The 25,368-nt window shown below is 69.7% G+C and carries 25 protein-coding genes; 13 read left to right on the forward strand and 12 right to left on the reverse strand.

All coding sequences use genetic code 11. From position 1 onward, the window contains the following. Window position 1 precedes the first annotated feature (1 nt). Window positions 2-568: a DUF3090 domain-containing protein gene (locus DI276_RS27325; protein WP_112268442.1), complete on the reverse strand. Its 567-nt coding sequence runs from the start codon at window positions 566-568 to the stop codon at window positions 2-4. Window positions 569-646: 78 nt separating this feature from the next. Here DI276_RS27325 and DI276_RS27330 point away from each other — a divergent pair, with 78 nt between their 5' ends. Genes DI276_RS27330 through DI276_RS27340 form a run of 3 tightly spaced genes read left to right on the forward strand, consistent with a single transcriptional unit; the run spans window position 647 to window position 3,885 of the window. Further along, window positions 647-2,533 carry a prolyl oligopeptidase family serine peptidase gene (locus tag DI276_RS27330; protein WP_112268444.1) on the forward strand — a complete coding sequence of 629 codons (1,887 nt, stop codon included), beginning with the start codon at window positions 647-649 and terminating at the stop codon, window positions 2,531-2,533. After that, window positions 2,530-3,378, forward strand: a complete 849-nt coding sequence (locus DI276_RS27335) for a S66 peptidase family protein (RefSeq protein ID WP_232836949.1) — start codon at window positions 2,530-2,532, stop codon at window positions 3,376-3,378. Before DI276_RS27330 ends, DI276_RS27335 begins: the two co-directional genes overlap by 4 nt. 54 nt (window positions 3,379-3,432) lie before the next feature. Continuing rightward, window positions 3,433-3,885, forward strand: coding sequence for a hypothetical protein (locus DI276_RS27340; protein WP_112268446.1), 453 nt, complete (start codon window positions 3,433-3,435; stop codon window positions 3,883-3,885). Here the strand turns inward: DI276_RS27340 and DI276_RS27345 are convergent. Both DI276_RS27345 and DI276_RS27350 read right to left on the reverse strand, forming a co-directional pair. Next, the gene (locus DI276_RS27345) at window positions 3,878-4,606 is read right to left on the reverse strand and encodes a poly-gamma-glutamate hydrolase family protein (protein WP_232836950.1); all 729 of its coding nucleotides are present in this window, start codon (window positions 4,604-4,606) and stop codon (window positions 3,878-3,880) included. The genes DI276_RS27340 and DI276_RS27345 overlap by 8 nt on opposite strands. A gap of 55 nt (window positions 4,607-4,661) precedes the next feature. After that, on the reverse strand, window positions 4,662-5,099 hold the full coding sequence (locus tag DI276_RS27350) for an Hsp20/alpha crystallin family protein (RefSeq protein WP_112268448.1): 438 nt from the start codon (window positions 5,097-5,099) through the stop codon (window positions 4,662-4,664). A gap of 97 nt (window positions 5,100-5,196) precedes the next feature. On the opposite strand from DI276_RS27350, the gene DI276_RS27355 reads away from it, so the two are divergent. Next, window positions 5,197-5,742, forward strand: a complete 546-nt coding sequence (locus tag DI276_RS27355) for an HSP18 transcriptional regulator (protein WP_112268450.1) — start codon at window positions 5,197-5,199, stop codon at window positions 5,740-5,742. Between the two features lie 68 nt (window positions 5,743-5,810). Here the strand turns inward: DI276_RS27355 and DI276_RS27360 are convergent, their stop codons facing one another. Genes DI276_RS27360 through DI276_RS27370 form a run of 3 tightly spaced genes read right to left on the reverse strand, consistent with a single transcriptional unit; the run spans window position 5,811 to window position 8,687 of the window. Next, the gene (locus DI276_RS27360) at window positions 5,811-7,013 is read right to left on the reverse strand and encodes an acyl-CoA dehydrogenase family protein (RefSeq protein WP_112268461.1); all 1,203 of its coding nucleotides are present in this window, start codon (window positions 7,011-7,013) and stop codon (window positions 5,811-5,813) included. Window position 7,014: 1 nt separating this feature from the next. Then, entirely contained in the window at window positions 7,015-8,034 is a 1,020-nt protein-coding gene (locus DI276_RS27365) for a phosphotransferase family protein (protein WP_112268463.1), read from the reverse strand. Continuing rightward, window positions 8,031-8,687 carry an HAD family hydrolase gene (locus DI276_RS27370; RefSeq protein ID WP_112268465.1) on the reverse strand — a complete coding sequence of 219 codons (657 nt, stop codon included), beginning with the start codon at window positions 8,685-8,687 and terminating at the stop codon, window positions 8,031-8,033. Before DI276_RS27370 ends, DI276_RS27365 begins: the two co-directional genes overlap by 4 nt. Window positions 8,688-8,832: 145 nt before the next feature. On the opposite strand from DI276_RS27370, the gene DI276_RS27375 reads away from it, so the two are divergent. The 5 genes from DI276_RS27375 (at window position 8,833) to DI276_RS27395 (ending at window position 15,975) form a co-directional block, all read left to right on the forward strand. Further along, window positions 8,833-10,332, forward strand: a complete 1,500-nt coding sequence (locus DI276_RS27375; protein WP_232836951.1) for a carboxylesterase/lipase family protein — start codon at window positions 8,833-8,835, stop codon at window positions 10,330-10,332. Beyond that, window positions 10,329-11,810 carry a carboxylesterase/lipase family protein gene (locus DI276_RS27380; RefSeq protein ID WP_232836952.1) on the forward strand — a complete coding sequence of 494 codons (1,482 nt, stop codon included), beginning with the start codon at window positions 10,329-10,331 and terminating at the stop codon, window positions 11,808-11,810. The genes DI276_RS27375 and DI276_RS27380 overlap by 4 nt, the downstream gene beginning before the upstream one ends. A gap of 5 nt (window positions 11,811-11,815) precedes the next feature. Next, window positions 11,816-13,294 carry a carboxylesterase/lipase family protein gene (locus DI276_RS27385; protein WP_232836953.1) on the forward strand — a complete coding sequence of 493 codons (1,479 nt, stop codon included), beginning with the start codon at window positions 11,816-11,818 and terminating at the stop codon, window positions 13,292-13,294. A gap of 3 nt (window positions 13,295-13,297) precedes the next feature. Continuing rightward, window positions 13,298-14,557, forward strand: a complete 1,260-nt coding sequence (locus DI276_RS27390) for an MFS transporter (RefSeq protein WP_112268469.1) — start codon at window positions 13,298-13,300, stop codon at window positions 14,555-14,557. Window positions 14,558-14,721: 164 nt separating this feature from the next. Beyond that, entirely contained in the window at window positions 14,722-15,975 is a 1,254-nt protein-coding gene (locus DI276_RS27395) for a GGDEF domain-containing protein (RefSeq protein ID WP_232836954.1), read from the forward strand. On the opposite strand, the gene DI276_RS27400 is transcribed toward DI276_RS27395, so the two are convergent. Continuing rightward, window positions 15,972-16,814: an alpha/beta fold hydrolase gene (locus DI276_RS27400; protein ID WP_157984974.1), complete on the reverse strand. Its 843-nt coding sequence runs from the start codon at window positions 16,812-16,814 to the stop codon at window positions 15,972-15,974. The genes DI276_RS27395 and DI276_RS27400 overlap by 4 nt on opposite strands. Before the next feature lie 10 nt (window positions 16,815-16,824). Here DI276_RS27400 and DI276_RS27405 point away from each other — a divergent pair, with 10 nt between their 5' ends. Further along, window positions 16,825-17,289 (forward strand): PPOX class F420-dependent oxidoreductase, encoded by a 465-nt coding sequence (locus DI276_RS27405; RefSeq protein ID WP_198680950.1) that lies wholly within the window; start codon window positions 16,825-16,827, stop codon window positions 17,287-17,289. Here the strand turns inward: DI276_RS27405 and DI276_RS27410 are convergent. From DI276_RS27410 to DI276_RS27420, 3 genes are all read right to left on the reverse strand, one after another. After that, on the reverse strand, window positions 17,286-17,876 hold the full coding sequence (locus DI276_RS27410; RefSeq protein ID WP_157984975.1) for a VOC family protein: 591 nt from the start codon (window positions 17,874-17,876) through the stop codon (window positions 17,286-17,288). The two genes, DI276_RS27405 and DI276_RS27410, sit on opposite strands and share 4 nt — an antisense overlap. A gap of 52 nt (window positions 17,877-17,928) precedes the next feature. Continuing rightward, window positions 17,929-19,929, reverse strand: coding sequence for a putative bifunctional diguanylate cyclase/phosphodiesterase (locus DI276_RS27415; RefSeq protein WP_232836955.1), 2,001 nt, complete (start codon window positions 19,927-19,929; stop codon window positions 17,929-17,931). Between the two features lie 72 nt (window positions 19,930-20,001). After that, window positions 20,002-20,343 (reverse strand): hypothetical protein, encoded by a 342-nt coding sequence (locus DI276_RS27420; RefSeq protein ID WP_030466128.1) that lies wholly within the window; start codon window positions 20,341-20,343, stop codon window positions 20,002-20,004. Between the two features lie 397 nt (window positions 20,344-20,740). On the opposite strand from DI276_RS27420, the gene DI276_RS27425 reads away from it, so the two are divergent. Together DI276_RS27425 and DI276_RS27430 are read left to right on the forward strand one after the other, a co-directional pair. Further along, entirely contained in the window at window positions 20,741-21,502 is a 762-nt protein-coding gene (locus DI276_RS27425; RefSeq protein ID WP_112268478.1) for a glycerophosphodiester phosphodiesterase, read from the forward strand. 54 nt (window positions 21,503-21,556) lie between these two features. Then, window positions 21,557-22,963: an MFS transporter gene (locus DI276_RS27430; RefSeq protein ID WP_112268480.1), complete on the forward strand. Its 1,407-nt coding sequence runs from the start codon at window positions 21,557-21,559 to the stop codon at window positions 22,961-22,963. Between the two features lie 3 nt (window positions 22,964-22,966). Here DI276_RS27430 and DI276_RS27435 read toward each other — a convergent pair whose 3' ends face one another. Together DI276_RS27435 and DI276_RS27440 are read right to left on the reverse strand one after the other, a co-directional pair. Next, on the reverse strand, window positions 22,967-23,866 hold the full coding sequence (locus tag DI276_RS27435) for a hypothetical protein (RefSeq protein WP_112268482.1): 900 nt from the start codon (window positions 23,864-23,866) through the stop codon (window positions 22,967-22,969). Further along, on the reverse strand, window positions 23,848-24,195 hold the full coding sequence (locus DI276_RS27440) for a PadR family transcriptional regulator (protein WP_229812121.1): 348 nt from the start codon (window positions 24,193-24,195) through the stop codon (window positions 23,848-23,850). Before DI276_RS27440 ends, DI276_RS27435 begins: the two co-directional genes overlap by 19 nt. Window positions 24,196-24,430: 235 nt before the next feature. Between DI276_RS27440 and DI276_RS27445 the strand changes: the two genes are divergently transcribed. Continuing rightward, on the forward strand, window positions 24,431-25,186 hold the full coding sequence (locus DI276_RS27445) for a thymidine kinase (RefSeq protein ID WP_112268486.1): 756 nt from the start codon (window positions 24,431-24,433) through the stop codon (window positions 25,184-25,186). Window positions 25,187-25,368: the final 182 nt, after the last annotated feature.

Below are 25,368 nucleotides of genomic sequence, written 5' to 3' on the forward strand. Positions count from 1 at the left end.
GTCAGTCTTCTTCGGTGCGGCGGTAGCCGTTCTGCCGCGGGCAGATGTGGCCGTCCGGGTCGAGGGGTTCCGCGCACAGGGGGCAGGGTTTGCGGCCGGCGTTGACGACGCGGTCGGCGCGTTCGGCGAACGCGCGCGCGGCTCCTGGGGACAGGAAGACGCGCACGGCGTCGGGGCCTTCCTCGGTGTCGTCGAGCACGACGGCTTCGTCGACCTCCTCCTCGGAGATCGCGAGGAGCTCTATGACGACGGCCTTGGACTCGGCGTCCCAGCCGAGTCCCATGGTGCCGACGCGGAACTCCTCCTCGACGGGCACGTCGAGCGGTTCGGTGTCGAGGTTCTCCGGTGGCGCGTCGTCGGGAACGTCGGTGCCGAAGCGGCGGTGCACCTCCTCGAGCAGCGAGCCGATGCGTTCGGCGAGGACCTGTACCTGCTGCTTTTCCAGGGCGACGCTGATCAGCCTGCTCTGCTCGGAGGCCTGCAGGTAGAAGATGCGGTCGCCGGGCTGCCCGACGGTTCCTGCGACGAACCGGTCGGGTGCGCGGAATACGTGGATGACACGAGCCATGGCCCTTACGACCCTAGGCCACGCGGAGATCGTCGGCAGGTCCTCCCCCACCAAACACTCCGCGTATAGGGTCGGGTTGTGGTGAAGATCGCTTCGTACGGGACCTGGACCTCGCCGATCACAGCCGGCGACACGTCGAAGCCGGGGGGTGGGTTCCAGTGGGCCGACCTGCACGGCGAGCGCGTGTGGTGGGCGGAGAGCCGGCCGGCTGAGGGCGGCCGGGTGGCGCTGGTGCGCGACGGCGTGGACGTGCTGCCGGCGCCGTGGAACGCCCGCAACCGGGTGCACGAGTACGGCGGCCGGCCGTTCGTGGTGCTGGCCGACGACCGGGTGGCGTTCACGAACTGGGACGACCAGCGCGTTTACGTGTTCAACCCGGACGCGCCAGAGCCGACGCCGTTGACGCCGGAGCCGGAGCGCCAGCACGGGCTGCGCTACGCCGACCTGTCCGCGGGGCCGGACGGCGAGGTGTGGTGCGTGCGGGAGACGATCACCGGGGACGCGCGCACCGACGTGCGGCGCGACCTGGTGGCGATCACGGCCGCGGGCGAGGTGCGGGTGCTGGGGTCCTCGCACCACTTCATGACCGGCCCGAAGATCAGCCCCGACGGCACGAAGTTCGCGTGGATCGGCTGGAACCACCCGCAGATGCCGTGGGACGGCACCGAGCTGTGTGTCGCGGACGTGGGTTCCTCCGAGCACCGGGTGGTGTCGGGTTCGGAGACTGAGGCGGTGTGCCAGTTCGAGTGGGAGGGCGACTCGCTGCTGGCGCTGACGGACCCGGACGGCTGGTGGAACCTCTTCCGGATCGGCCTGGACGGCTCGCGCAAGAACCTCGCGCCGTGCGCGGAGGAGCTGGGCGGGCCGATGTGGCGGCTGGGCAACCGCTGGTTCGCCACGCTCTCGCCGGGTCGCTACCTGGTCGTGCGCAGCGGCCATCTCGCGGTGCTGGACGAGCGCAGCGCAACGGTGACCGACGTGCAGACGGACTTGCCGACGTGGGCGGCGGAGCTGTCGGTGCGCGACGGTGTGGTGATCTGCGGCGCGGCGGGGCCGACGTCGGAGTACGCCGTGGTGCGCCTGGATCTCTCCAACGGTGAGCTGACGTACCTGACCGGCGGGGAGTCCTCGCCGGAGGACGCGTATCTGCCGGTGCCGGTGGAGCGGGTGTTCGGGGAGATCCCGGCGTACGTGTACCCGCCGTCCAACCCGGACTTCGCCGCGCCCGAGGGTGAGCTGCCGCCGTACGTGGTGCACGTGCACGGCGGGCCGACGGGGCGGGCGCTGCCGAAGCTGGACAGCGACATCGCGTACTTCACCAGCCGCGGCATCGGGGTGGTGGCGGTGAACTACGGCGGCTCGACCGGCTACGGCAGGGCGTTCCGGGAGCGGCTGCGCGAGCAGTGGGGTGTGGTGGACGTGGAGGACTGCGCGTTCGTCGCCCAGCAGCTGGCGAAGGAGGGCACCGCGGATCCGCAGCGCCTCGGCATCCGGGGCGGTTCGGCGGGCGGCTGGACGTCGGCGGCGTCGCTGACGTCGACGGACGTGTACCAGTGCGGGATGGTGGCGTTCCCGATCCTGGACCTGAAGGGCTGGACGTCGGAGGGCGGCGAGACGCACGACTTCGAGTCCCGCTACGTGGAGGGACTGGTCGGCAAGCTGCCCGAGGCCGAGGACCGCTACGCCGAGCGGTCGCCGTCGGCGAAGGCGCGGTCGGTGTCGGGTCCGGTGCTGTTGCTGCAGGGCCTCGAGGACGAGATCTGCCCGCCCGAGCAGGCCGACCGGTTCGCGGCGGACCTGGCGGGGTCGGGGATCCGGCACGCCTATCTGACGTTCGAGGGTGAGCAGCACGGGTTCCGCAAGGCCGAGAGCATCAAGACGGCGCTGGAGGCGGAGCTGTCGTTCTACGGGCAGGTGTTCGGGTTCGTCCCGCCGGGCGTGCCCGTGCTGGAACTGTCCGAGTGAGCTTGCTGGTTGCCGGGGACCGGGTCGCGCTGGTGTCACCGGCCGGCCCGGCTCTGGCGTCGAAGGTCGACGCGGGTGTGGCGGTGCTGCGGTCGTGGGGCCTGGAGGTCACCACACCTGTGGTGGAGCCGTGGTCGCTGGGGTATCTCGCGGGCTCGGACGAGGCGCGGGCAGCGGAGTTCGTGTCGGCGTGGACGTCGGACGTGGCCGCGGTGGTGTGCGTGCGCGGCGGGTATGGGTGTCTGCGGATGACCGATCTCGTGCCGTGGAAGGACCTGCCGCCACGGGTGTTCGTCGGCTCGTCGGACGTGACGGTGCTGCACGCCGAGTTGAACGCGGTGGGGCTGCCGACGGTGTTCGGGCCGATGCCGGGCACGTCGGACTTCGTGGACGACGCGGTGGCGCAGCAGCGGTTGCGGGCGTTGTTGTTCGAGGGCGTGTCGTCGTGGACGGCCGGAACACCTGTGGTGCCGGGGATCGCGCGCGGGGTGCTCACAGGCGGGAACGCGGCGTTGCTCGCGGCGGCGGTGGGCGGGCCGCGGTGGGCGCCGCCGCCCGACGGCGCGGTCGCGTTGCTGGAGGACATCGGTGAGGAGCCCTACCGGCTGGACCGGATCCTGACGCAGCTGTTGCGGGCGGGGTGGTTCGAGCCGGTGGCGGGGATCGTGCTGGGGTCGTGGACCGACTGCGGTGACGTGTCGTCGGTGCTGCACGACCGGCTGTCCGGGCTCGGGGTGCCGATCCTGGGTGACTTCGGGTTCGGGCACTGCGCCGGGCAGTGGTCGCTGCCGCTGGGGGTTGCGGCGGTGCTGGACGCCTCGGCGGGGACGTTGACGCTGGTGTGAGCGACGTGTGCGTTCTCTCGCTGCGCAGAGCGGCTTTCTGCGACGACCGGTGATGTGAGTGACACGCTCCGGTGTCACGGCGAGATCGTGCTGGCGACCGTCGGGCTGGCTGTGACGGCCGGCGTGTGCGCGGCGGTGGAGTCGGCACTGGTGTCGGCGTGGCGCAGCGAGCTGGCCGGTGCCGCCGGACCGCTGTGGGCCGGCTCCGCAGTGTGCGCGCTGGTGGCCGGTGTGTTCGCGTGCTGGATCGTCGGAGCGGTGTTCGCCGGGCTGGTGGACCTGCTCCTCGTCGTCGACGCCGGCGTGGTGGTGCAGGGGGCGTGTGTCGTCGGCGTGGCGCAGGCCGTGCTGGGCGTCGGCGTGGTGAACGCCGGGCTCACGTGGTCGTGGATGTGGGCACGGCGGTGGCGTGGGCCGTGCTGGCCGCGGTCGCCACGTTCGTCGCTGGGCAGTGGGACTTCGCTCGCCACCGCCGGTCCCGTGAGCGCAGGACCGGATCCTAGTTGACCCTCGTCTGGTTGTTGAGGGCTTCCCTGGCGGCCAGCGCGGCCCGGCACGCGTGCACGAAGTCCCAGAAGACCTCGGTGGTGGTGTGCCGGCGGTCCGAGCGGGAGTTCTCGGCGAACATCGCGTTGCGCAGCGGTGTGGTCAGCTCGAGCTGGCCTCCCCGCTTGGAGCGGGTGCGGTTGGCGATGTTGGCCTTGTCGTAGCCGCCCAGTATCGGGTGGTCGACGGCGTCGATCGTGTGGAACCCGGCGCGGCGCAGCCTGGTGAGCAGTTCCAGGCGCAGCAGGGCGTCGCGGCCGCCGACGAGCACGGCCCGGTCGTGGTCGTGCAGGCCCGCCGCGGCGGCGGTGCAGCCGTGCAGGCCCAGGGCGTGGGTGGCGCCGGTGACGAGGTCGCGGGCCACGCGGTCGTCGCAGTTGGACGAGGTGACGTGCAGCTCGTCGTTGGCGACCGACCGCAGGCCCTCGAACATCCAGTAGTCGTGGGTCTGGCCGATCGGCACGCGGGTGCCGGGGTGGTAGCCCGCGATGGCGAGGCAGAGTTCGCTCGTGCCGACTTCGATGCCGCCGCCGTGCGGGGCGAGAACGACCGAGGGGGTGCGGGGGCGGTGGCGCTTGAAGCGGCGCCGGTAGTCCACCCGTTCCACCAGTCGTGGATCGGCGTAGAGGTCGGAGTTGGACGCGTAGACGTCTAACGCCGCCCACTGAGGCTGGGGTCTCATGGCGGGCGGAAGCCTACCTGGCATCACCCGGTCGGCCGCCGCCCGCCGGGGTGAGTCACGCGTCGATCTGCTTGGGTGCGTCGTCGCTGTCGGCGGAGGTGATGGCGATCTTGCGGGGCTTCGCGCGTTCCGCGATCGGGATGCGCAGCGTCAGCACGCCCGCGTCGTACTTGGCGTCGATGTGGTCGGTGTCGAGGGTGTCGCCCAGGAACAGCTGGCGCGAGAAAGCGCCCAGCGGCCGTTCCGACACCTGCATCTCGACGTCCTTGCCGATCGGCCTGCGCTCGGCCTTGACGGTGAGCACGTTGCGCTCGACGTCGAGCTCGATCGCGTCCGGGGTCACGCCGGGCAGGTCGAAGCACACGACGAACTGGTCTCCGTCGCGGTAGGCGTCCATCGGCATCGCCGTCGGACGTGACCACGTGCCCGGAGTGCCGAACACCTGCTGGGTCAGCCGGTCCAGCTCGCGGAACGGGTCGGTACGCATCAACATCTGTCTCCTCCTCTTTTCGGTGTGTCAATGCGTTGTGCCTCTGTTGTAGCATGTCGTCGGAACGATGACAAGCCCTCGACGTCATCGGAAGGACGACATGACGAGTGACTACGAGACAGTGCGCGCGGCGGCGGCATCGCCCGGCGACGCGAACCAGGTGCTGGCCGCGCTGATGTTGTTGCGGGAGCTGCGGGACGAGCTGTCCGGGTGGGAGCCGCAGCTGATCGAGGCGGCTCGGGCGCTGGGGACGAGCTGGGCCGATCTCGCGCCGGCGTTGGGGGTGGCGAGTCGTCAGGCCGCGGAGAAGCGGTACCTGCGGGTGCGGCGCACCGGCGAGGCGGGCACCGGTGACGAGCGGGTGCAGGCCGAACGCGACCGGCGTGCGGGCGACAAGGCCGTGGCGGCGTGGGCGCGGGACAACGCCGGGGTGCTGCGGATGCTGGCGGCGCAGGTCGGGCCGCATTCGGCGGCGGTGCAGGACGCGCTCGGCGGGGAGGACGCGGTGGGGTTGCTCGGGCCGCTGGCGGAGGCCGGGCCCGGGTTGCGGGCGGGGCATCCGGGACTCGCGGAGCAGATCGCCGAGATCGGGGCGCAGGCGGATCAGTTGCGCACGGACGCGCAGAACCGGCGCTCCGGTCAATGAACGCACGCGGGGACCTTTCGTCCGCTCCTGCAAAACGAAAGGTCCCCGCGTGCGTCCAAGTGCGGCGGCTACAGGTACTTCTTGAGCTCCCGCTTGGCCAGCGACATGCGATGGACCTCGTCGGGCCCGTCGGCGATGCGCAGCGTGCGGGTGGCGGCCCACAGCTCGGCGAGCGGGAAGTCCTGGCTGACGCCGGCACCGCCGTGGGCCTGGATGGCCTTGTCGAGGACCCATTCGGTCATCAGCGGGGTGGCGATCTTGATGGCCTGGATCTCGGTGTGGGCGCCCTTGTTGCCGACGGTGTCCATCAGCCACGCGGTCTTGAGCACGAGCAGGCGGGCCTGTTCGATGCGGACGCGGGCTTCGGCGATCCACTCGTGCACGACGCCCTGGGTGGCGATGGGCTTGCCGAACGCGACGCGGGAGCTCACGCGGCGGCACATCAGTTCCAGGGCGCGTTCGGCCATGCCGATCAGGCGCATGCAGTGGTGGATGCGGCCGGGGCCGAGGCGGGCCTGGGCGATCGCGAAGCCCTCCCCCTCGCCGGCGATCAGGTTCGACGCCGGGACGCGCACGTTCTCGAAGACGATCTCGGCGTGGCCGCCGTGGGCGTGGTCGCCGTAGCCGAAGACGTGCATCGCGCGCTTGACCGTGATGCCGGGGGTGTCGCGCGGGACGAGGATCTGCGACTGCTGGCGGTGCCGGTCGGCGTCGGGGTCGGTCTTGCCCATCACGATGAAGATGGCGCAGTTGGGGTTCATCGCGCCCGAGGACCACCACTTGCGGCCGTTGATGACGTAGTCGTCGCCGTCGCGTTCGATGCGGGTCGCGATGTTGGTGGCGTCGGAGGAGGCGACGTCGGGTTCGGTCATGCAGAACGCCGAGCGGATCTCGCCGTCGAGCAACGGCTGGAGCCACTGCTTTTTCTGGTCGTCGGTGCCGAACATCGTCAGCACCTCCATGTTGCCGGTGTCCGGCGCGGCGCAGTTCAGCGCTTCCGGGGCGAGGTGGGGGCTGCGGCCGGTGATCTCGGCGAGCGGTGCGTACTGCAGGTTGGTCAGGCCGCTGTGCTCGGGGTGGAAGAGGTTCCACAGGCCAAGCCGGCGGGCTTCGGTCTTGAGCTCTTCCAGGATCGGCTGGCGTTCCCACGGGTCGGCGGCGTCGTGCAACTGCTGCTCCAGCACGGCTTCGGCCGGGTAGACGTGGGAGTCCATGAAGGCGAGCAGCTTCGACCGCAGTTCCTCGGTCTTGGCGTCGTAGGCGAAGTCCATGTCAGAGCTCCTTGTGGGCGGCGGCGAGACCCTGCCGCACGAGGGGGACGGTGAACGCGCCGAGCTTCTCGAAGCCGGCGCCGACGGTTTTGCCGCTGGCGAAGCGGTAGTGGATGCCTTCGACGATGACGGCGAGCTTGAAGTAGCCGAAGGCGATGTACCAGCCGAGGCCGGAGGTGTCGGTGCCGGTGCGGGCGGTGTAGCGGGCGACGAGCTGGTCGGCGGTGAGGAAGCCGGGCATCGAGGGGACGCTGCCGGTGATGGGGTCGTTCTCGACGGCGAGGCCCTGCCAGTAGACGTAGAGCAGGCCGAGGTCGGCGAGCGGGTCGCCCAGGGTGGCCATCTCCCAGTCCAGCACCGCGCTGATCCGCAGCGGCGACTCGGTGACCAGCGCGTTGTCGAGGCGGTAGTCGCCGTGGATGATCGCGACGCGCTGGGAGTCGGGGACGGTGTCGGCGAGTTTGGCGCGCAGTTCGTCGATGCCGGGCAGGTCGCGGCTGCGGGAGGCGTCGAGCTGCTTGCCCCACCGCTTCACCTGACGGGCGAGGAACCCTTCCGGGCGGCCGAAGTCGCCGAGGCCGACCGACTCGGGGTCGACGGAGTGCAGGTCGGCGAGGACGTCGACGAGCTTGCGCGACAGCACGGTGGCTTTCTCGGAGTTGAGCCACGGGCACTGCTTGCGCTCGCGCAGGGCGACGCCGGGCATCTCCGACATGAGGTAGAAGGGCGCGCCGATGACGGAGGTGTCCTCGACGAGCTGGTGTGCGTGCGGCACGGGCACGGAGGTGGGTTCCAGCGCGGAGATCACGCGGAACTCGCGGGCCATGTCGTGCGCGGTGGCCAGCACGTGACCGAGCGGCGGGCGGCGCAGGATCCAGCGCTGGGTGCCGTCGGTGACGCGGTAGGTGAGGTTGGAGCGGCCACCGGGGAACAGCTCACCGGTGAGCGGGCCTGTGCCCAGGTGCCGGGCCAGTGCCTCCAGGTCGAGGCCGGGCAGGTCTCGATTGGGAACGTCGGTCACAGGTTCACTCCGAGGGTGGCGAGGTTGGCGCGGGTGGCGTCGGCGGCGGTGTGGCGGAACGCGTGCATGCCGACGGCCTGGGCGGCTTCGACGTTGACGGGCGCGTCGTCGAAGAACACGGCACGGCCGGCGGTGACGCCGATCTGGTCGAGGGTGTGGTGGTAGATGCGCTCGTCGGGCTTGCGCAGGCCGATGCGGCCGCTGATCACGACGGTGTCGAACAGCTCGATCAGCAGGTCCTTCGGGTAGCCCTCGCCCCAGCTGTTGGACAGCAGCGCGGTGTGCAGGCCGGCGGCGCGGGCCTTGCGGACGAGCTCGACCATCGCCGGGTCCGGGGTGGCGCCGCCGAACATGCGCCGCAGCAGCCCGGTCTCGTCGACCTGCGCACCGGTGGTCGTGATCAGCTCGGCGGCCAGCAGCCGTTCGAACTCGGGCACCGTGAGCTCGCCGGTCTCGAGGCGGTAGACCGGGTTGTCCGGAAGCGCGTCGCGGCCGAGCCACTCGCGCATGATGCGGCCGTAGACCTCGCGGTCGATGGCCTCGGCGTGCAGCCACGCGCCGACGAACTCGGGCACGGAGACCGTCAGGACGCCGCCCCAGTCGAAGACCAAAGCGTCGACGAGCGGCTGCTGCGGAAGTGTCGTGTCACCCACGAGTCGGAGGGTACCGACCGGTCGGTATGTCGGCAACCGGTGATCGGAACAACGACTTTCGGAGGATGGGACATGTTCGCTTTATACGGTTTCCGGCTCCTCCGGACCTCGATACGTTCGAGTCCGAAGGGGGTCGACACAACTGATGGCAAGGATTGCGACGGCGGCTTGGGCCGCCGCGATGGCGCTCGCCGCCATCGGGGTCCCGGTGGCGCACGCGGAGGGCGACGGCCGGGTCGTCAACACTGACAAGGGTGCTGTGTCGGGCACGGTGACCAGCACTTATCGAACGTTCGGCGGCATCCCGTTCGCCGCCGCGCCGGTTGGGGAGAACCGGTGGCGCGATCCGCAGCCGGTCGCGCCGTGGCGGGGTGTGCGGGACGGGACGTTGCCCGCACCGGTGTGCGCGCAGGTGCCGCAGCTGGGCGAGCCGGCCTCGGACGTCGAGGACTGCCTCTATCTGAACGTCGTCACCCCGGCGAAGCCGTCGAAGAAGCCGCGGCCGGTCATGGTGTGGATCCACGGCGGCGGGTTTGTCAGCAACAACGCGTCGCAGTACGACGCGCGGTGGCTGGCGACGAAGAACGACGCCGTGGTCGTGACCGTCAACTACCGGCTGGGTGTGTTCGGGTTCTTCGGCTATCCGGGGCTGCCGGGTTCGGGTGCGTTCGGGCTGGCAGATCAGCAGGCGGCGCTGAAGTGGGTGCAGCGCAACGCCCGTGCGTTCGGTGGGAACGCCCGCAACGTCACGGTGTTCGGTGAGTCGGCGGGCGGGTTGAGTGTCTGCGCGTTGCTCGCGTCACCTGGCGCGGCGGGGCTGTTCCACCAGGCGATCATCCAGTCCGGTCCGTGCGGGCTGACCGCGCCGGGCGAGGCACCGGGTGAGCTGGTGCCGTTCTGGAAGCCGCGTGCCGAGGTCGAGCAGCAGGGCGTGGGCACGCTGGGCTGTCAGGACATCGCGTGCCTGCGCGGCCTGCCGGTGCGGAAGCTGCTGGAGGTGCACAGCGCGTTCGCGACACCGGCGTTCGGCACGCGGGTGCTGCCGATCAGCCCGCTGGAAGCGCAGAACACGGGCCGAATCCATCGAGTTCCGACGCTGGTCGGGTCCACGCACGACGAGATGAACTTCTACGCGGGCCTCATCCTGCGCGATCCGGTGCCGGACGCGAACTACGAGGAGCGGGCCGCGCGGATGTTCGGGGCGGAACTGGGCGCGCAGGTCGTGGCCCGGTATCCGCTCGACGGCAACGGCGACGTGCGCGACGAGCTGGCGGCGGCGCTGACCGACCGGTCGTTCGCGTGCCCGACGCACGAGACGCGGCAGCAGCTCGGCCGCTGGACGAAGGTCGCGGGCTACGAGTTCGCCGAGCGCGACGTGCCGATGATCTTCCCGGACATGCCGCCGTTCCCTGGCGGCTACGGCGCTTATCACGCGTCGGAGCTGCCGTTGTTGTTCGAGTTCGCGGATGTCCGGCTGACGGCGGGTCAGCGGGCGCTGTCGGAGTACATGGTCACCGCGTGGGGGAAGTTCGCGCGGACCGGTGAGCCCGCTTGGCGGGCACAGGTGCAGTCGCTGGCCGCGGGGGCGATCGGGCCGGCGGAGTTCGTGCAGGACCACCAATGCGAGTTTTGGGGAGCACAGTGAGGAAGCAGCTGACGGCGGTCGTGGCCGCCGCGATGGCGCTCGCCATCACGCAGGTTCCGGCTCAGGCACAGGGTGACGGCCGAGTCGTCAAGACCGACAAGGGCGCGGTGTCGGGCACCGTGACCGAGACCTACCGGACGTTCGGCAACATCCCGTTCGCCGCTGCCCCGGTCGGGGAGAACCGGTGGCGCGACCCACAGCCGGTCCAGGCGTGGCAGGGCGTGCGGGACGGGACGTTGCCGAGCCCGGACTGCGCGCAGACCGAGTTGCTGGGGCAGCCGGCGTCGCAGACCGAGGACTGTCTCTATCTGAACGTCACCACTCCGGCGAAGAAGACGGCGAAGCCGCGGCTGGTGCTGGTGTGGATCCACGGCGGCGGGTTCGTCAGCGGTGCCGCGAACATCTACGACGCGCGGTGGCTGGCGACGAAGAACGACGCCGTGGTCGTCACCATCAACTACCGGCTGGGTGTGTTCGGGTTCTTCGGCTATCCGGGCCTGCCCGAGTCCGGTGCGTTCGGGATCGCGGACCAGCAGGCGGCGTTGCAGTGGGTGCAGCGCAACGCCCGCGCGTTCGGCGGCGACGCGCGCAACGTCACGATCTTCGGTGAGTCGGCCGGTGGGTTGAGCGTGTGCGCGCAGCTGGCGTCGCCGCAGGCGGCGGGCCTGTTCCACAAGGCGATCATCCAGTCGGGTCCGTGCGCGATGACGTTCCCCGGCGTGGGTCCTGGGTGGAGGGCCCGCGAGGAGATCGAGCAGCTCGGCGCGGCGCAGCCGTTGGGCTGCCAGGACATCGCGTGTCTGCGGAACCTGCCGGTGTCGAAGCTGCTCGAGGTGCACAACGTCTTCGCGACACCGGCGTTCGGCACGCGGGCGTTGCCGGTCGATCCTGCCCTGGCGCAGCGGACCGGCCGGATGCACCGGGTGCCGACGCTGGTCGGGTCGACGCACGACGAGGGCACGTTGTTCATCGGGCTGATCATGCCCGCGCCGGTGCCGGAGACCGCGTACCGGGCCCAGATCGCCGGGCTGTACGGGGAGAACGACGCGGACAAGATCGTGGCCCGCTATCCCGTGAACGGCAACGGCGACGCGCGCGACGAGCTCGCGACCGTCATGTCGGACGGGTCGTGGGCGTGCGGGACTGACGAGACGCGGCAGCAGCTGAGCCGCAGGACGAAGGTGTCGGGCTACGAGTTCGCGGACGTCACCGTGCCGATGATCTTCCCCGACATGCCGGAGTTCCCCGGCGGCTACAAGGCGTACCACGCGTCGGAGCTGCCGTTCCTGTTCGACTTCGGCATCCCGCTCACGCCGGGGCAGCAGAAGCTGTCGGACTACATGATCGCGGCGTGGGGCCGGTTCGCGCGCACCGGTGATCCGGGCTGGCGCGCGGACGTGCAGTCGCTCGCGCCCGGTGCGGTCGGGCCGGCGGACTTCGTGAAGGACCACAAGTGCGACTTTTGGGGGCAACTGTGAGGAAGATGCTGACCGCGGTACTCGCCGCGGCGATGGCGTTCGCCACCACCGGTGCGGCGTCCGCTGGTGACAACGGCGCGGTGGTGCGCACCGACAAAGGCTTGGTCTCCGGAACGGTCACCGACACCTATCGGACGTTCGGCAACATCCCGTTCGCCGCTCCCCCGGTGGGTGAGAACCGGTGGCGCGACCCGCAGCCCGCGCAGGCCTGGCAGGGGGTGCGGGACGCGACGTTGCCCGCACCGGTCTGTGCGCAGAACCCGCAGCTGGGTCAGCCGGCGTCGCAGACCGAGGACTGTCTCTATCTGAACGTCACCACTCCGGCGAAGCCGTCGAAGAAGCCGCGGCCGGTGATGGTGTGGATCCACGGTGGCGGGTTCACCGCGGGTTCGGCGTCGTCGTATGACGCGCGGTGGCTGGCGACGAAGAACGACGCTGTCGTGGTGACGGTGAACTACCGGCTGGGTGTGTTCGGGTTCTTCGGCCATCCGGGTCTGCCGGGGTCGGGTGCGTTCGGGCTCGCGGACCAGCAGGCGGCACTCAAGTGGGTGCAGCGCAACGCCCGCGCGTTCGGCGGGAACGCCCGGAACGTGACGATCTTCGGTGAGTCGGCCGGCGGGTTGAGCGTGTGCGCGCAGCTGGCGTCGCCGCGGGCGGCCGGGTTGTTCGCCAAGGCGATCATCCAGTCGGGTCCGTGCGGGCTGACCTTCCCCGCGGCCACACCCGGCGAGTTCGCCGGGGTGTGGCGGGCGCGTGCCGACGTGGAGAAGCAGGGTGCCGGCACGCTGGGCTGCGCCGACCTGGCGTGCCTGCGTCAGCAGCCGGTCGAGAAGCTGCTGACAGTGCACGACCAGTTCAACTGGCCCGCCTACGACACGGCGGTGCTGCCGATCGACCCGGTCGTGGCGCAGCGGACCGGGCGGATGCATCACGTGCCGACGATGGTCGGGTCGACGCACGACGAGATGACGTTGTTCGCGGCGTTGCTCTTCCCGCAGCCCATCCCGGAGTCCGCCTACCGGGCCCAGCTGGTCGGGTTGTTCGGGGAGAAGCACGCGGACAAGGTGCTGGCGTTGTATCCGGTGAACGGCAACAACGACGCGCGCGACGAGATGGCGACGGTGCTGACGGACAAGTCGTGGTCGTGCCCGTCGCACGTGGCGCGCAAGGAACTCGGCCGGTACGCGCGGGTGTCCGGGTACGAGTTCGCCGACCAGGACGCGCCGATGATCTTCCCGTTGCCGCCGTTCCCCGACTATCGGGCCTACCACGCCTCCGAGCTGATGAGCCTGTTCGACATGGGCGCCCCGCTCAACGCTGAACAGCGCAAACTGTCGGACTACATGATCGCGGCGTGGGGCCGGTTCGCGCGCACCGGCGACCCCGGCTGGCGTTCGGCGGTGCAGTCACTGGCGCCTGGAGCAATCAAGGGCACTGATTTCGCCCGTGATCACCGGTGCGGGTTCTGGTCGTCCATCCTGTAGCGCATGCCCGGCTACCGCGAGCTCGCCCGTGACGGGGAGTTCCGCGCCCTGTTCGTGGCGCACGTGGTGTCGGTGGCCGGGGACCAGTTCGCGCGGGTCGCGCTGACGGTGCACGTCTACGACCACACCGCCAGCGCGGGCCTGACCGCGCTGACCTACGCGTTGACGTTCCTGCCGGACCTGGTCGGTGGGCCCTTGCTCTCGGGGCTCGCCGACCGGTTCGCACGGAAAGAAGTGATGGTGGCCGCCGACCTCGCGCGGGCGGCCCTGCTGCTGGCGATGGCGGTGCCGCTGCTGCCCCTGTGGGCGTTGGCGGCACTGTTGGTGTTGGTGCAGTTCGCGGGGGCACCGCACGGGGCGGCGCGGGCGGCGTTGCTTCCGCAGATCTTGCCCGACGAGCGGTATCCGCTGGGTCAGGCGGTGCTGAGCACGGTCACGCAGGCGGCGCAGGTCGCCGGTTTCCTCACCGGCGGGGCGCTGGTCGCGTGGCTGGGTCCTGGGCTGGTGCTGGTGGCGGACGCCGTCACGTTCATGGTGTCCGCGTTCCTCGTGGGCGTTTTTCTGCTGGACCGGCCGGCGCCGGACCGTCCACACGTGCGGGCGTGGCCTGCCGACCTGGTGGGCGGGGCACGGCTGGTGTGGGGTGACCGCAGGTTGCGGGCGCTGGTCGCGCTCGCCTGCGTCTCCGGTTTCTACATCGTCGGTGAGGCGCTGGCCGTGCCCTATGCCGCGCAGCTCGGCGCGGGACCGGCCGGGGTGGGGTCGATCTTCGCCGCCTACGCCGCCGGTGCGGCCGCGGGCATGCTGCTGGTCGCGCACCTGCGTGAACGGACACAGTTGCGGGTGATGCCGTGGCTGGCCATCGCCGCGTGCGCGGTTCTTGTCCCGGCCGCGCTGCGGCCGGGTCTCGTCGTCAGTGTGGGGTTGTTCGCGCTGTCCGGTGCGGCCAGTGCCTATCACCTGGTCGCGAACACGACGTTCGTGCGCGCGGTACCGGACTCCTCGCGCGGCCAGGCGTTCGGTCTGGCCGTCACCGCGTTGCGGGTCTCCCAGGGCATCGGGGTGGCCCTGGCCGGAGTGGCCGCGGAAACCCTCGCGGTGCACCAGGTCGTCGCCGCCGCCGGAGCACTCGGCGTGCTCGCGGCAGGCGGTGCGGCGATCCTGTGGTGGTTCAGCGCCGCCAGTCGGTCGGACGCGCCCAGTCCGTCGGACGCAGCCAGTCGGTCGGACGAACGGGACGGCCGGCAGCGGAGGTACGGTTGATCATGACTGCTCCTACGGGTGTTCGTTGCGCGGGAATCGCGCGATTTTGAGGGGTGCATTCTGTGAGGACTACTCACGGTGAGGTCCCCCACATGGAGCCACGACTTTGAGTTACCCGGTAGCTACAGTGGTTGGTTCCTGGACAGTGGTGTGGGGGTGAACGCGTGCCTTGGCTTGACCTGCGCCGGTGGAAGTTATGGTCGCTTCCTCCTGTGGTGCTGGCCTATGTCGTGACGGTGGTTGTGTCAGCGACCCTCGTCACGCTCGCCACCGCATGGCGTACCCCTGCCGAGGCCTTGAACTGGCCCTTCTTCCTGCTGCTCTCCGGTGGCGCGGTAGTGCACCTGGAGGCGGCCAGGGGAATCGAACGGATCCGCGAAATCGGCGCCGAAGGCTCGCCGCACGCCCACATGCAATCGGTGTGGCTGTTCGCAGGCGTGCTCGTACTACCGATGCCACAGCTCGTGGCGCTGATCGTCATCAGCTACACGCACTCGTGGTTCCGGGTCTACAAGCGGCGGGCGGTCCTGTTCCGCAAGGTGTTCTCCGCGGCCACTGTCGTACTCGGCAGTGCCGTGGCGCAACTCGTTCTGGGGTTCTTCGGGGACCGTGCTGTTGACGTTGACGGCCCGCTCGGCCTGTTGGCATTGGTTACGGCCGGGTTCCTGTATTGGTTCATCAACTATGCGCTGGTCGTGACCGCGATCTTCGTGACGAACCGGCAGAACCCCGTCAAGACCGCGCTGGGCAACGCCTCCGACGTGCTGATCGTGCAGGCCTCGGTCGGTCTCGGCTCCGGCGTCGCCATCATCATGACCATGCGGCCGTGGCTGACGCCGATGCTGCTGCTGACCGTCCTCGCCCTGCACATGGGCCTGCTGCTGCCCCAGTTCCGGGTCGCCGCCCGCACCGACTCCAAGACCGGCCTGGTCGACGCGACGTTCTGGCACGACGTGGCCGAACGCGAACTGGCCCGCGCCCGCCGCCTCGTCTCCACCGTCGGCGTGCTGATCCTCGACCTCGACCACTTCAAGCAGATCAACGACACCTACGGCCACCTCGCCGGCGACCGCGTGCTGCGCGCCGTCGCCGACGCACTGAAACACTCCGTGCGTTCTTATGACCTCGTGGGCAGATTCGGTGGTGAGGAGTTCGCCGTGCTGCTGCCCGGTGTCAGCACCGACGAGGTCCGCGCCACCGCCGAACGCATCCGGTTCGAGATCGCGAGCCTGCACATCGTCGTCGTCGACCGCCTCGGCCAGGACCAGGTCGTGTCCGGCCTGACCGCCTCCGTCGGCGCCGCGGTGTTCCCGGACATCGCGACCGAGCTCAGCCCGCTGCTGCTCGCTGCGGACGAAGCGCTCTACAGCGCCAAGAACAACGGCCGCGACCGCGTCGCCACGGCCACCGTCTTCTAGGCGTCGAGGAACTCGGCGATCCGCTTCACCACCGGGGCAGGCTCCTCCACCCACGGGTAGTGCCCCACACCCTCGTGCACGAACAACGTCGCGTCCGGGAACAGCTCCGCCAGCTCGCGGCAGCGCCGCACCGGCGAAATCGGATCCTCCGTGCACGCGTACACCAGCACCGGGTGGTCGAAGTCCGTCAACGCCCGCCGCAGCACCCCCGGCACGAACGCGCCCTCGGCGTTGTAGCCCAGCGCCACGTGGTACTTCCACTGCCCCAGCTCAGCGTTCGCGTGCGCCTGCGACCGCTCGTCCCAGCGGGCGTACAGCACCGGCGACGCGGCAACCCGGTTCTCCACCGAGTCGTCACCGGCGGCGTTGCGCCTGAGCGCGGTCGTCGCCGACTCGAACCACGGCTGGTCCGCCCGCGAGGCCAGGAACGCGTCCCAGTCGCTCTGCTCCGGCGACAACCCGACTGACCGCAGCGCCGGGGTGAGCAGCACCAGCTTGCCGACGTGCTCGGGGAAGTCCGCGGCATAACCCATCGCGATCCCCGCCCCCGCCGAGTGCCCCAGCACGTCCACCACGCCGAGCCCCAGGTGGCGGCGCAACATCTCCACGTCCCTGACCAGCATGTCCCGCCGGTAGGTGAACGGATCCGCCGGCTCGGCCGACTCACCCGTGCCCCGGTTGTCCAGGATGACCAGCCTGCGGTGCGCGTCCAGCCCACCCAGCGTCTCCAAGTACTCCGAAGCCCTGCCAGGACCACCGGCGAGCACCACGAGCGGGACGCCCTCGCCTGCTTCCCGATAGGCGAGCTCGGTGCCGTCGAACGAGGAGAACCGTGCCATGCTGCACATCATGCCGAAGATCGCCACGGCCGACGTCGTCGACCGGCCGCAGCTGCTCGAGTTCCTCCGCTCCCGCCACCACGGCGTCCTGATCACCCGCCGCTCCACCGTCGACGGCGTGCAGGTCTCCCCCGTCTCCTGCGGGGTCGACACGCAGGGCCGGATCGTCGTCTCGACGTACCCGCAGCGCGCGAAGGTCCGCAACGCCCGCCGCAACCCGTCGGTCACGATGTGCGTGCTCTCCAACGACTGGGACGGCCCGTACGTGCAGATCGACGGCACCGCCGAAGTCCTCGACCTGCCAGAGGCCCTGGAGGACTTCGTCGAGTACTACCGCTGCATCGCGGGCGAGCACCCCGACTGGGACGAGTACCGCGCCGCCATGATCCGCCAGGGAAAGGCCCTGATCCGGATCACCATCGACAGCTGGGGACCCATCGCCACCGGCGGCTTCCCACCCGAGCTCGACGCCTAGCCCTGGTCACCGCCCCAGCCGGCGGGCTTCTCCAGCAACGAGCACCGGCCGCCGTGCGGGCCCTCGATCGACGCCACCACCCCGATCGGCAGCGGTTGAGGACCCCACGGCACCCGACCGTCCAACTCGGACACCCGCGCACACGCGGCCGCGATGTCGTCGACGGCGAAGAAGACGTCCCAGCCGGACTCCACGTCGGACTGCGCGATGCCCGCGACCGGACGCGGCTCACCGTGCCGCGCGGAGGTGAACACGCCGGCCGCGCTCTCCCAGCCGAGCTCCCGCTGCCAGTACTCGACGTCCGGCTCACCGGCCGACAGCCGCACCCAGCACGGCTCACCGTGCCGCGGCGGCGGCGCCCACGGACCGTGCAACACCCTGCCACTGTCCACAGAGGAATTGCCCGCGAGCTCGCGCGGCTCGTCACCGCCGAAGAAAACCCGCCAACCACGTTCTCCCGCAACAACTTGCGCCGCGAGTCTGTCACCCACCCAGCCCGTGAACGAACCGCCCGGCTCCGCTATCACCGTCCAACCGAGCACGGCGGCGAAGAAGTCCACCGACGACTCAGGCTCGGCAACGCTCAACTCAAGACGACGCAAACCACAAGACGACACGGGCATCCCATCAAGGCGGTGATCAGGAGCGCGCACCATCCTCTGCTCCGACCACCCGAGAGGACAATGCGCCATTCGGCGGCATGCGCTCCGCGTTCACCACGTCACGCAACGGCACCGGCTTCCCGAGGTGGAAACCCTGCCCCACCCGCACACCCAGCCTGCGCAAAGCCTCCACCTGGGACGGACGCTCCACCCACTCCGCCACCGCCGACAGCCCCAGCCCGTTCGCGATCTGCACGATCCCCGACACCAGCACCGCGTCCGCGTCGTTGGTCTCGATGCCCTTCACGAACTCGCCGTCGATCTTGATACCCGTGATCGGCAGGTGCTTCAGGTGCACGAACGACCCGAAACCAGAACCGAAGTCGTCCAACGTGATCCGGCACCCGAAGCTGCGCAGCTGCGTCGCCAGCGTCACCGCGGCGTCCAAATTGGTCACCGCCGCCGTCTCCGTGATCTCCAGCCCCAGCCGGCCCGGCGCCACCCCCGCCTTGCCGAGCTTCTCCAGCACGAAGTCACCGAAATCCGGATCCTCGAGCGTGCGACCCGAGACGTTCACGTTGAACCGCAACCGCGAGTCCGGCTCCGCCACCAGCGCGTCGATCGCCGTCGACAACACCCAGCGATCCACCTCGAGAATCAGGTTCGACCGCTCGGCCACCGGCAGGAAGTCCGCCGGCCCGAGATACGGCTCCTGCCGATCCTCCAGCCGCAGCAGCAGTTCGTGCCCGAGCGTCGTGCCGGTGTGCAGATCCACCATCGGCATCCCGTACAACGCCAGACCACCACCCGCCAGCGCCGCCCGCAGCCGATCGAGCACACTCACCCGCTTCACCGTGTCCGCGTAGTGGTTCGGCTCGTACACCGTCACCCGGTCCCGGCCCGCCGCCTTGCTCGCGTACAACGCCAGATCCGCGTTCGCCAGCACCAGCTCCCACGAGTCACCCGGACCGAACTCCGCCAAGCCCGTGCTCACCGTGATCCGCGCCGGCGTCCCGATACCGGCCAGCGGGAACCCCGCCACGGCCTCCTTCAGGTTGTCCGCCACCTCGGACGCGTCCTGCAACGACGCACCCGGCAGCACCACCGCGAACTCGTCCCCACCCAGCCGAGCGATCAACCGGTCCGCCAGCCGCGACTGCAACGCCGACGCCAGCATCCGCATCACCCGGTCACCCACCGCGTGCCCGCGCAGATCGTTGACGTCCTTGAAATTGTCCAGATCCAGCACCAGCAACGCGCCCGACCCGTTGTTCGCCAGCTCCTTCTCCAACGCCCTCGTGAGAGCGCGGCGGTTCGGCAACCCCGTCAACGGATCCTGCTCAGCCATCCGCACAAGCTCGTCGTGCACCCGCGACGACTGCGTGACGTCATGCGCGGTACCGAGCGCCCTCAGCGGCACACCGTCGTCACCCACGACGACCTCACCGAAGCACTCGAACACCCGCTCCGCACCGTCCGGACGCAACATCCGATGCGTGTACGTGAACACCGACCCCGTCTTCAACGCCGCGTCCAGCGTCTCCTCGATCATCGGCAGGTCGTCCGGATGCACCAGCTGCGAGTACAGCTCGAAGTCGAACGCCGTCCCCGGCTCGAACCCGAACATCTCCAGCAGAGTGTCCGACCAGGTCACCCGGTCGTCCGAGATGGACCACTCCCACGTGCCCATCCGCCCCAACGCCTGCGCACGCCGCAACGCGTCCGCCTCCTGCGTGACCGTCAACTCGCGATCCCGCCACGCCGACACGTCCACGACCTCGTACATCAGGTCGTCACCCAGCTTCGAGCACCGCACCTCGAGCCACTTCGGACCCGGCGCGAGCACCTCCCGCACCGGCGCCGGCACCTCCGGCACCCCGGGAAGCAACGCGGGCAACGACCGCCCGTACGCCTGCTCCACAGGCACTCCGAGCACACCGCCCAACGCGCGGTTGCACCACAACAGGTTCCCGCGCGCGTCCGTCACGGCATAGCCGACATCCGCCCGGTCCAGCACCGTGCGGCAGTAGGAGGTCACGCGCGTCATGATCGTCCGATCACCGGACGTAAGCAACCCGCTACGCCGGTCAATTCGTAATTGTGCGAACGGCTACCGGAGCCGCTCCAACCCCTTCGCCGACTCCACCAGCTCCGCGGCCAGCTTCCGCAGCTCGTCGTTCTCCGCCCCGTCCTGCGCCGCCGTCACCACGTCCTCGGCGGCACACCGCAGCTGGAACAACCTGTCCTGCAGATCAGCCAGCTCAGCGGTGGAGAGTACTACGGCGTCCTCGGGCAACCCGCCCCGCTGCAACGCCGCCCGCCGCTCGTACGCCCGCTGCCGGCACGGCTGGGCACAGTACCTGCGCGGCCGGCCGATCCGCCCACTCCCCGGCAACCTCCGCCCGCACCACGCACAGTGCCTGGGCTCATCCGCCTCCATGGAGCGCTCCATGGCGCGCGACGGTAGCGAATCGCGGTGGGTGGGCTCCAGCGACGCGCCAGAAACCCCGACCTTCGTAGGGAACCGGACCGTACCGGTACGGCGATTGGTGTTGATTTCGGGTGGGGTTTGGTCGTTCTGCCTTGACTGATCGCGCTTCACCGAACTCTCTCCCCACCCCGGACACGACTAGGCCCCTTCGATGGCAGAGCAGCCCGGTGGGTTCCGCCGCGAGAGTGGTTGATCTTTCTACTTGTTCGTTGAGTTGTGGGTGGACGGTGGTCTTGGCTGGGACTGGACGGCTGGTAGGCCTGATTTAAGTCAACACTGAAGCAATAGAGGTAAAGAAGAAAGTGTCCCGCCACCCACTGTCCACCCCAAAGCCACTGCTGGGAGGCAAACTCAAGGGGTGACCCACCCGTACCTCGCAGGCCCGCACCCCCGAGCCTTCGCCCACCGCGGCTGGCACGTCGACGACCTCAGCGGCATGGAGAACTCGCTGAGCTCGTTCCGCCGCGCCGTCCAGGAGGGCTACCGCTACATCGAGACCGACGTGCACGCCACGAGCGACGGACAGGTCGTGGTGCACCACGACCACACGCTGGACCGGACCACGGACGGCCAGGGGCGGGTCGCCGACCTGCCGTGGACCGAGGTGCGGATGGCGCGCGTGGGCGGCCGGGAGCCGATCGCCCGGCTCGCGGACGTGCTGGAGGAGCTGCCGGACACGTTCTTCAACATCGACGTCAAGGCCGACAGCGCGGTCGAGCCGATCCTCAACCTGCTGCGCAAGGCCAAGGCGTTGCACCGGGTGTGCCTCGCGAGCTTCTCCGACAACCGGCTGGCCCGGCTGCGCCGCCGCGGCGGGCCGGAGCTGCTGACGTCGATGGGACCCCGCAGCGCCGGCGCGCTGTGGGCGGCCGGCCGGATTCCGTTCGCCGGACTGGCGGTGCGGGGGCAGGTCGCGCAGGTGCCGGTGAGCCAGGGACGGCTCACCGTCGTCGACCGGAGGTTCGTCCAGGCGGCACACCGCCGCGACCTCGAAGTGCACGTGTGGACGATCGACAACGCGGCCGACATGGAGGCGTTGCTCGACATCGGCGTCGACGGTCTCGTCACCGACCGGCCCGACGTCCTGCGGGAAGTACTCCGGTCGCGCGGCACCTGGTAACAGGTTGGACAGTCGATCATGGGACGTGTCGGCGGACAAGTACAGTCCGCCGACATGAAGGTCAAGGGCGACGACGCCGCCGACGCCAAAACCTCCCGCCGACGCGAACAGCGCGGCTGGGTCTGGTACGACGTGGCGAACTCCGTGTTCCCCACGTCCGTGGTCACCGTCTTCTTCTCGCGCTACCTGACGAGCATCGCCGTCAGCGCGGCCAAGGCCGACACCGCGCGCAACGGCGCGAACCCGTGTCCCGACGGCAACTCCTTGTCCAACTGCGACATCTCGCTGTTCGGGCTGGCGTTCCCGGCGGGCTCGCTCTGGGCGTACCTCCTGTCGTTCGCGACGGTCATCCAGGTGATCGTGCTGCCCGTCATGGGCGCCATCGCCGACCGCACACAGAACAAGAAGCGCATGCTCGCCCTTTTCGCGTACACGGGATCCGCGGCGACCATCGCGCTGGCCTTCGTCGAGGGCACCAACTTCTCGCTCGGCCTCGGGCTCTTCATCATCGCCAACATCGGCTACGGGGCCAGCGTGGTCGTCTACTACGCGTTCCTCCCCGAGATCGCCGCGGCCGACGAACGAGACGGCCTGTCCAGTCGCGGCTGGGCCTATGGCTACCTCGGTGGCGGCGTCTGCCTGCTCATCCAGCTCGCCATCACGATCTTCTCCGAGGACCTGGGCATCACCTCCGGCGACGCGGCGCGCATCGCGTTCGTCATCTCCGGTATCTGGTGGGCGCTGTTCACGCTCATCCCGCTCACCCGCCTGCGCTCCCACCAAGCGCCGCACGGTGCCGAGCACGGCGCCTCCGTGATCACCGCCGGGTTCAAGGAACTCGGCGCGACCATCAAGGCCGCCAAGGCCTTCCCGCTCACGCTCGCGTTCCTGGGCACCTACCTCTTCTACACCGACGGCATCGCCACGGTCGCCAACATCGCGGGTGTCTACGGCGAACAGGAGCTCAAGCTCGACGAGCAGACACTCATCAGCACGATCCTCATCGTGCAGTTCGTCGCGTTCTTCGGAGGCGTGCTACACGGCCTCGCCGCCAGGCGAATCGGCGCCAAGAAAACCATCATGGCCTCACTGGCCCTGTGGATCGTGGTCATCACGTTCGCGTTCTTCGTCGAAGCGGGTGACCGCGTACAGTTCTTCATCGTCGCGGCCGGTATCGGCATCGTGCTCGGCGGCACGAACGCCTTGTCCCGCAGCCTGTTCAGCCAAATGGTGCCGCCCGGCAGGGAAGCGCAGTACTTCTCCGTCTACGAGGTCGGCGAGCGGGCCACGAGCTGGCTCGGGCCCGCCCTCTTCGGCATCGTCAGTCAGCTCACCGGCAGCATGAGGCCGGCGATCCTCTCGCTGATCGCCTTCTTCGCGATCGGGTTCGTGCTGCTCTACTTCGTGCCCGTACGCCGGGCCATCAAGGCAGTCGGGAACCCAGAACCGACGCTCGTCTGAGCGTCACGACACCCGCGGTCGCGCCGACGGTTTCCGCACCGGCGCGACCGCGCACAGCACGAGCAGCACCGCCAGCGGCAGCGCGAGCACAAGCACCTCTCCCCCGACCAACAGGAACGCGAGCGGCGCCAGCTGCAGCAGCGCGAACAGCGACACCGCCCGTCCCAGCACGAAGTCTCCGCGCACGAACGCCACCACCCGCACGACCAGCGTGATCAACGCGATCGCCAGCAGCCCGGTGCCCGTCGCGAAGCCGCCGAGCAGACCGAGCAGCAACGCTCCCCCGCCCCACCACAGCAGCCTGCGCGCGGGCGGCGTCGGCGCCTCCCGGTGGAAACCCAGGCACAGGCACAGGAACGTCACGATGGCCGGCAGCTGGAACACGCCCCACAGGAACACGTGGCCGGACTGCCCGACCGTGGCCACCGCCAGCACCACTGGAGCGAACGCCGCCACCTTCGCGAGCGTCCGCCTGCCGGTCAGCAGCGCCGCGAACGCCACGATCGGCCCCAGCTCCAGCACCCGCCACCAGGTGATCTCCGGCGCCCACTCCGGGTTGCCGTACGCGACGGACAGGCTCGTGATCGCCGCGCCCGCGTAGAACACGCCGAGCAGCAGCCCGATCATGCCCAGCGCCCGCACGATCTCACCGCGCCACATCGCCTTGGCCGGCACGTTCGTCAACGCCGCACCGGCCGCCAGGTGCGTGCGCACGGCCAGGCCCAGCATCGCCGCCGCCTCACCCCACCCCGGCCAGCCGTGCTCCAGGTCGAGGTCGTCCGACCGGTCGGCGAGGAACAGCCCGACCATCTCCTCCTCGCGGTCCTGCCGGTACCACTTCGGCAGCACCTTCAGCAGCCGCCGGTACCTGCGCTCCAGCTTGCTCACGCCCTGCTCGTCCACGGCTGGACTCCCCTCCCCCTCAGGACCGCCGACGCCGCGCGCACGTTCGCGCTCAGCCTCGCGACCTCCGCCTGCAACGCCCGCACCCCGGAGTCGGTGAGCTTGTAGTACCGCCGCAGCCGCCCCTGGTGCACCTCCTCACGGTCGCGCTCGGCGAGCCCGTCCGCCACCAACCGGTCCAGCACCCCGTACAGCGTCCCGACGCGCAGCACCATCCGTCCCTCGGACAGCTGCTCCACCGCCTGCACGATCGCGTAACCGTGCAACGGCTCCTCCGCGAGCGCGGTGAGCACGAGGAACGCCTGCTCGGACATGACCCGACCACTCATGTCGCTGAATATATCGCGACGCGAGCTATATCGGGAAGCGGAATGATCAAAAGGCTTGGACTTCAGTCCACACTGACACTATCGAGTGACCCGAGCCGAGATGATGTTTCGACGGGCTGCGCAGCGGCTATGTCTGCTCAACGGTTCCGCGGCTGGCGCGAAAGGACGCAGGATGGGCAGGGATACGCCGTGGGGATTCCTCAAGATCAGGACCCAGGCACTAGGGTGACCCGCCGTGGACGCCCTTGCCGATCCGACGGATGCCCTCTCCGCTGTGCCTGTCGCGGGTTCCCGACGGTCGACGCCGGTGGTGGGCCACCTCAAGTTCTTCTTCGGTCCCATGGACTGCGGCAAGTCGACGCTGGCGCTGCAGATCGACCACAACAACTCGCGGCAGGGTCGCCGCGGGCTGCTGCTGGTGCGGCACGACCGGTCGGGGCGGCCGCAGATCTCGAGCCGCATCGGCATCACCCGCGAAGCCGCGGAGATCCGCGACGACGATCTCCGCCGGCTGGTGCGGGCGGAGTGGGCGCTGGGCCGGCGCGTGGACTACCTGATCGTGGACGAGGCGCAGTTCCTCTCCCCCGAGCAGGTCGAGCAGCTGGCAGAGCTCGCGGACGACGTCCAGGTCGACGTCTACTGCTTCGGGCTCGCCACGGACTTCCGCGGCGAGCTGTTCCCCGGCTCGCAGCGGCTGTTCGAACTGGCCGACGAGCTGAAGGCCATCCAGGTCGAGGTGCTGTGCTGGTGCGGGGTGCCGGGACGGTTCAACGCGCGGGTGCGGGCCGGACGGGTGATTCGCGCCGGAGACACGGTGCTGGTCGCGGACACGGTTTCGGATACGGAACAGCACCGATCGGGTACAGAGAGCAACGGTGTAACCGATACCACGGAAACTACTGTGCGCTACCAAGTGCTCTGTCGGCGTCACTTCCGGCTGGGTGATCTGGGCCCTGACGTCGCACAAAGTGGTCAGCTGCGCCTGGCCTAGGCGGTTACCCACAGGGTTGGCTAGGCCATTAGAGTGACGCATGAGCACAGTAGCTTGATAACGCGTCACGATCCTGTGGCGATCGCATCCATTAGTAGGAAGCCTTCGTTGACGAGTGAACGACGTCACTGTGGGCGACCATGAGAGCGAGCCGGAAACAAACGGAGCAATCCGGGCGTTGC

Source organism: Lentzea terrae (assembly GCF_003265345.1).
Lineage (GTDB): Bacteria > Actinomycetota > Actinomycetes > Mycobacteriales > Pseudonocardiaceae > Lentzea > Lentzea terrae.

Excerpts from the sequence above, each read along its gene's own strand:
- DI276_RS27405 (WP_198680950.1), top strand. The coding sequence starts at position 16,825 with ATGCCGAAGATCGCCACGGCCGACGTCGTCGACCGGCCGCAGCTGCTC.
- DI276_RS27430 (WP_112268480.1), top strand. The coding sequence starts at position 21,557 with ATGAAGGTCAAGGGCGACGACGCCGCCGACGCCAAAACCTCCCGCCGA.
- DI276_RS27390 (WP_112268469.1), top strand. The coding sequence starts at position 13,298 with ATGCCCGGCTACCGCGAGCTCGCCCGTGACGGGGAGTTCCGCGCCCTG.
- DI276_RS27360 (WP_112268461.1), bottom strand. The coding sequence starts at position 7,013 with ATGGACTTCGCCTACGACGCCAAGACCGAGGAACTGCGGTCGAAGCTG.
- DI276_RS27400 (WP_157984974.1), bottom strand. The coding sequence starts at position 16,814 with ATGGCACGGTTCTCCTCGTTCGACGGCACCGAGCTCGCCTATCGGGAA.
- DI276_RS27385 (WP_232836953.1), top strand. The coding sequence starts at position 11,816 with ATGCTGACCGCGGTACTCGCCGCGGCGATGGCGTTCGCCACCACCGGT.
- DI276_RS27355 (WP_112268450.1), top strand. The coding sequence starts at position 5,197 with ATGACGAGTGACTACGAGACAGTGCGCGCGGCGGCGGCATCGCCCGGC.
- DI276_RS27375 (WP_232836951.1), top strand. The coding sequence starts at position 8,833 with ATGGCAAGGATTGCGACGGCGGCTTGGGCCGCCGCGATGGCGCTCGCC.
- DI276_RS27350 (WP_112268448.1), bottom strand. The coding sequence starts at position 5,099 with ATGTTGATGCGTACCGACCCGTTCCGCGAGCTGGACCGGCTGACCCAG.
- DI276_RS27325 (WP_112268442.1), bottom strand. The coding sequence starts at position 568 with ATGGCTCGTGTCATCCACGTATTCCGCGCACCCGACCGGTTCGTCGCA.
- DI276_RS27420 (WP_030466128.1), bottom strand. The coding sequence starts at position 20,343 with ATGGAGCGCTCCATGGAGGCGGATGAGCCCAGGCACTGTGCGTGGTGC.
- DI276_RS27345 (WP_232836950.1), bottom strand. The coding sequence starts at position 4,606 with ATGAGACCCCAGCCTCAGTGGGCGGCGTTAGACGTCTACGCGTCCAAC.
- DI276_RS27440 (WP_229812121.1), bottom strand. The coding sequence starts at position 24,195 with ATGAGTGGTCGGGTCATGTCCGAGCAGGCGTTCCTCGTGCTCACCGCG.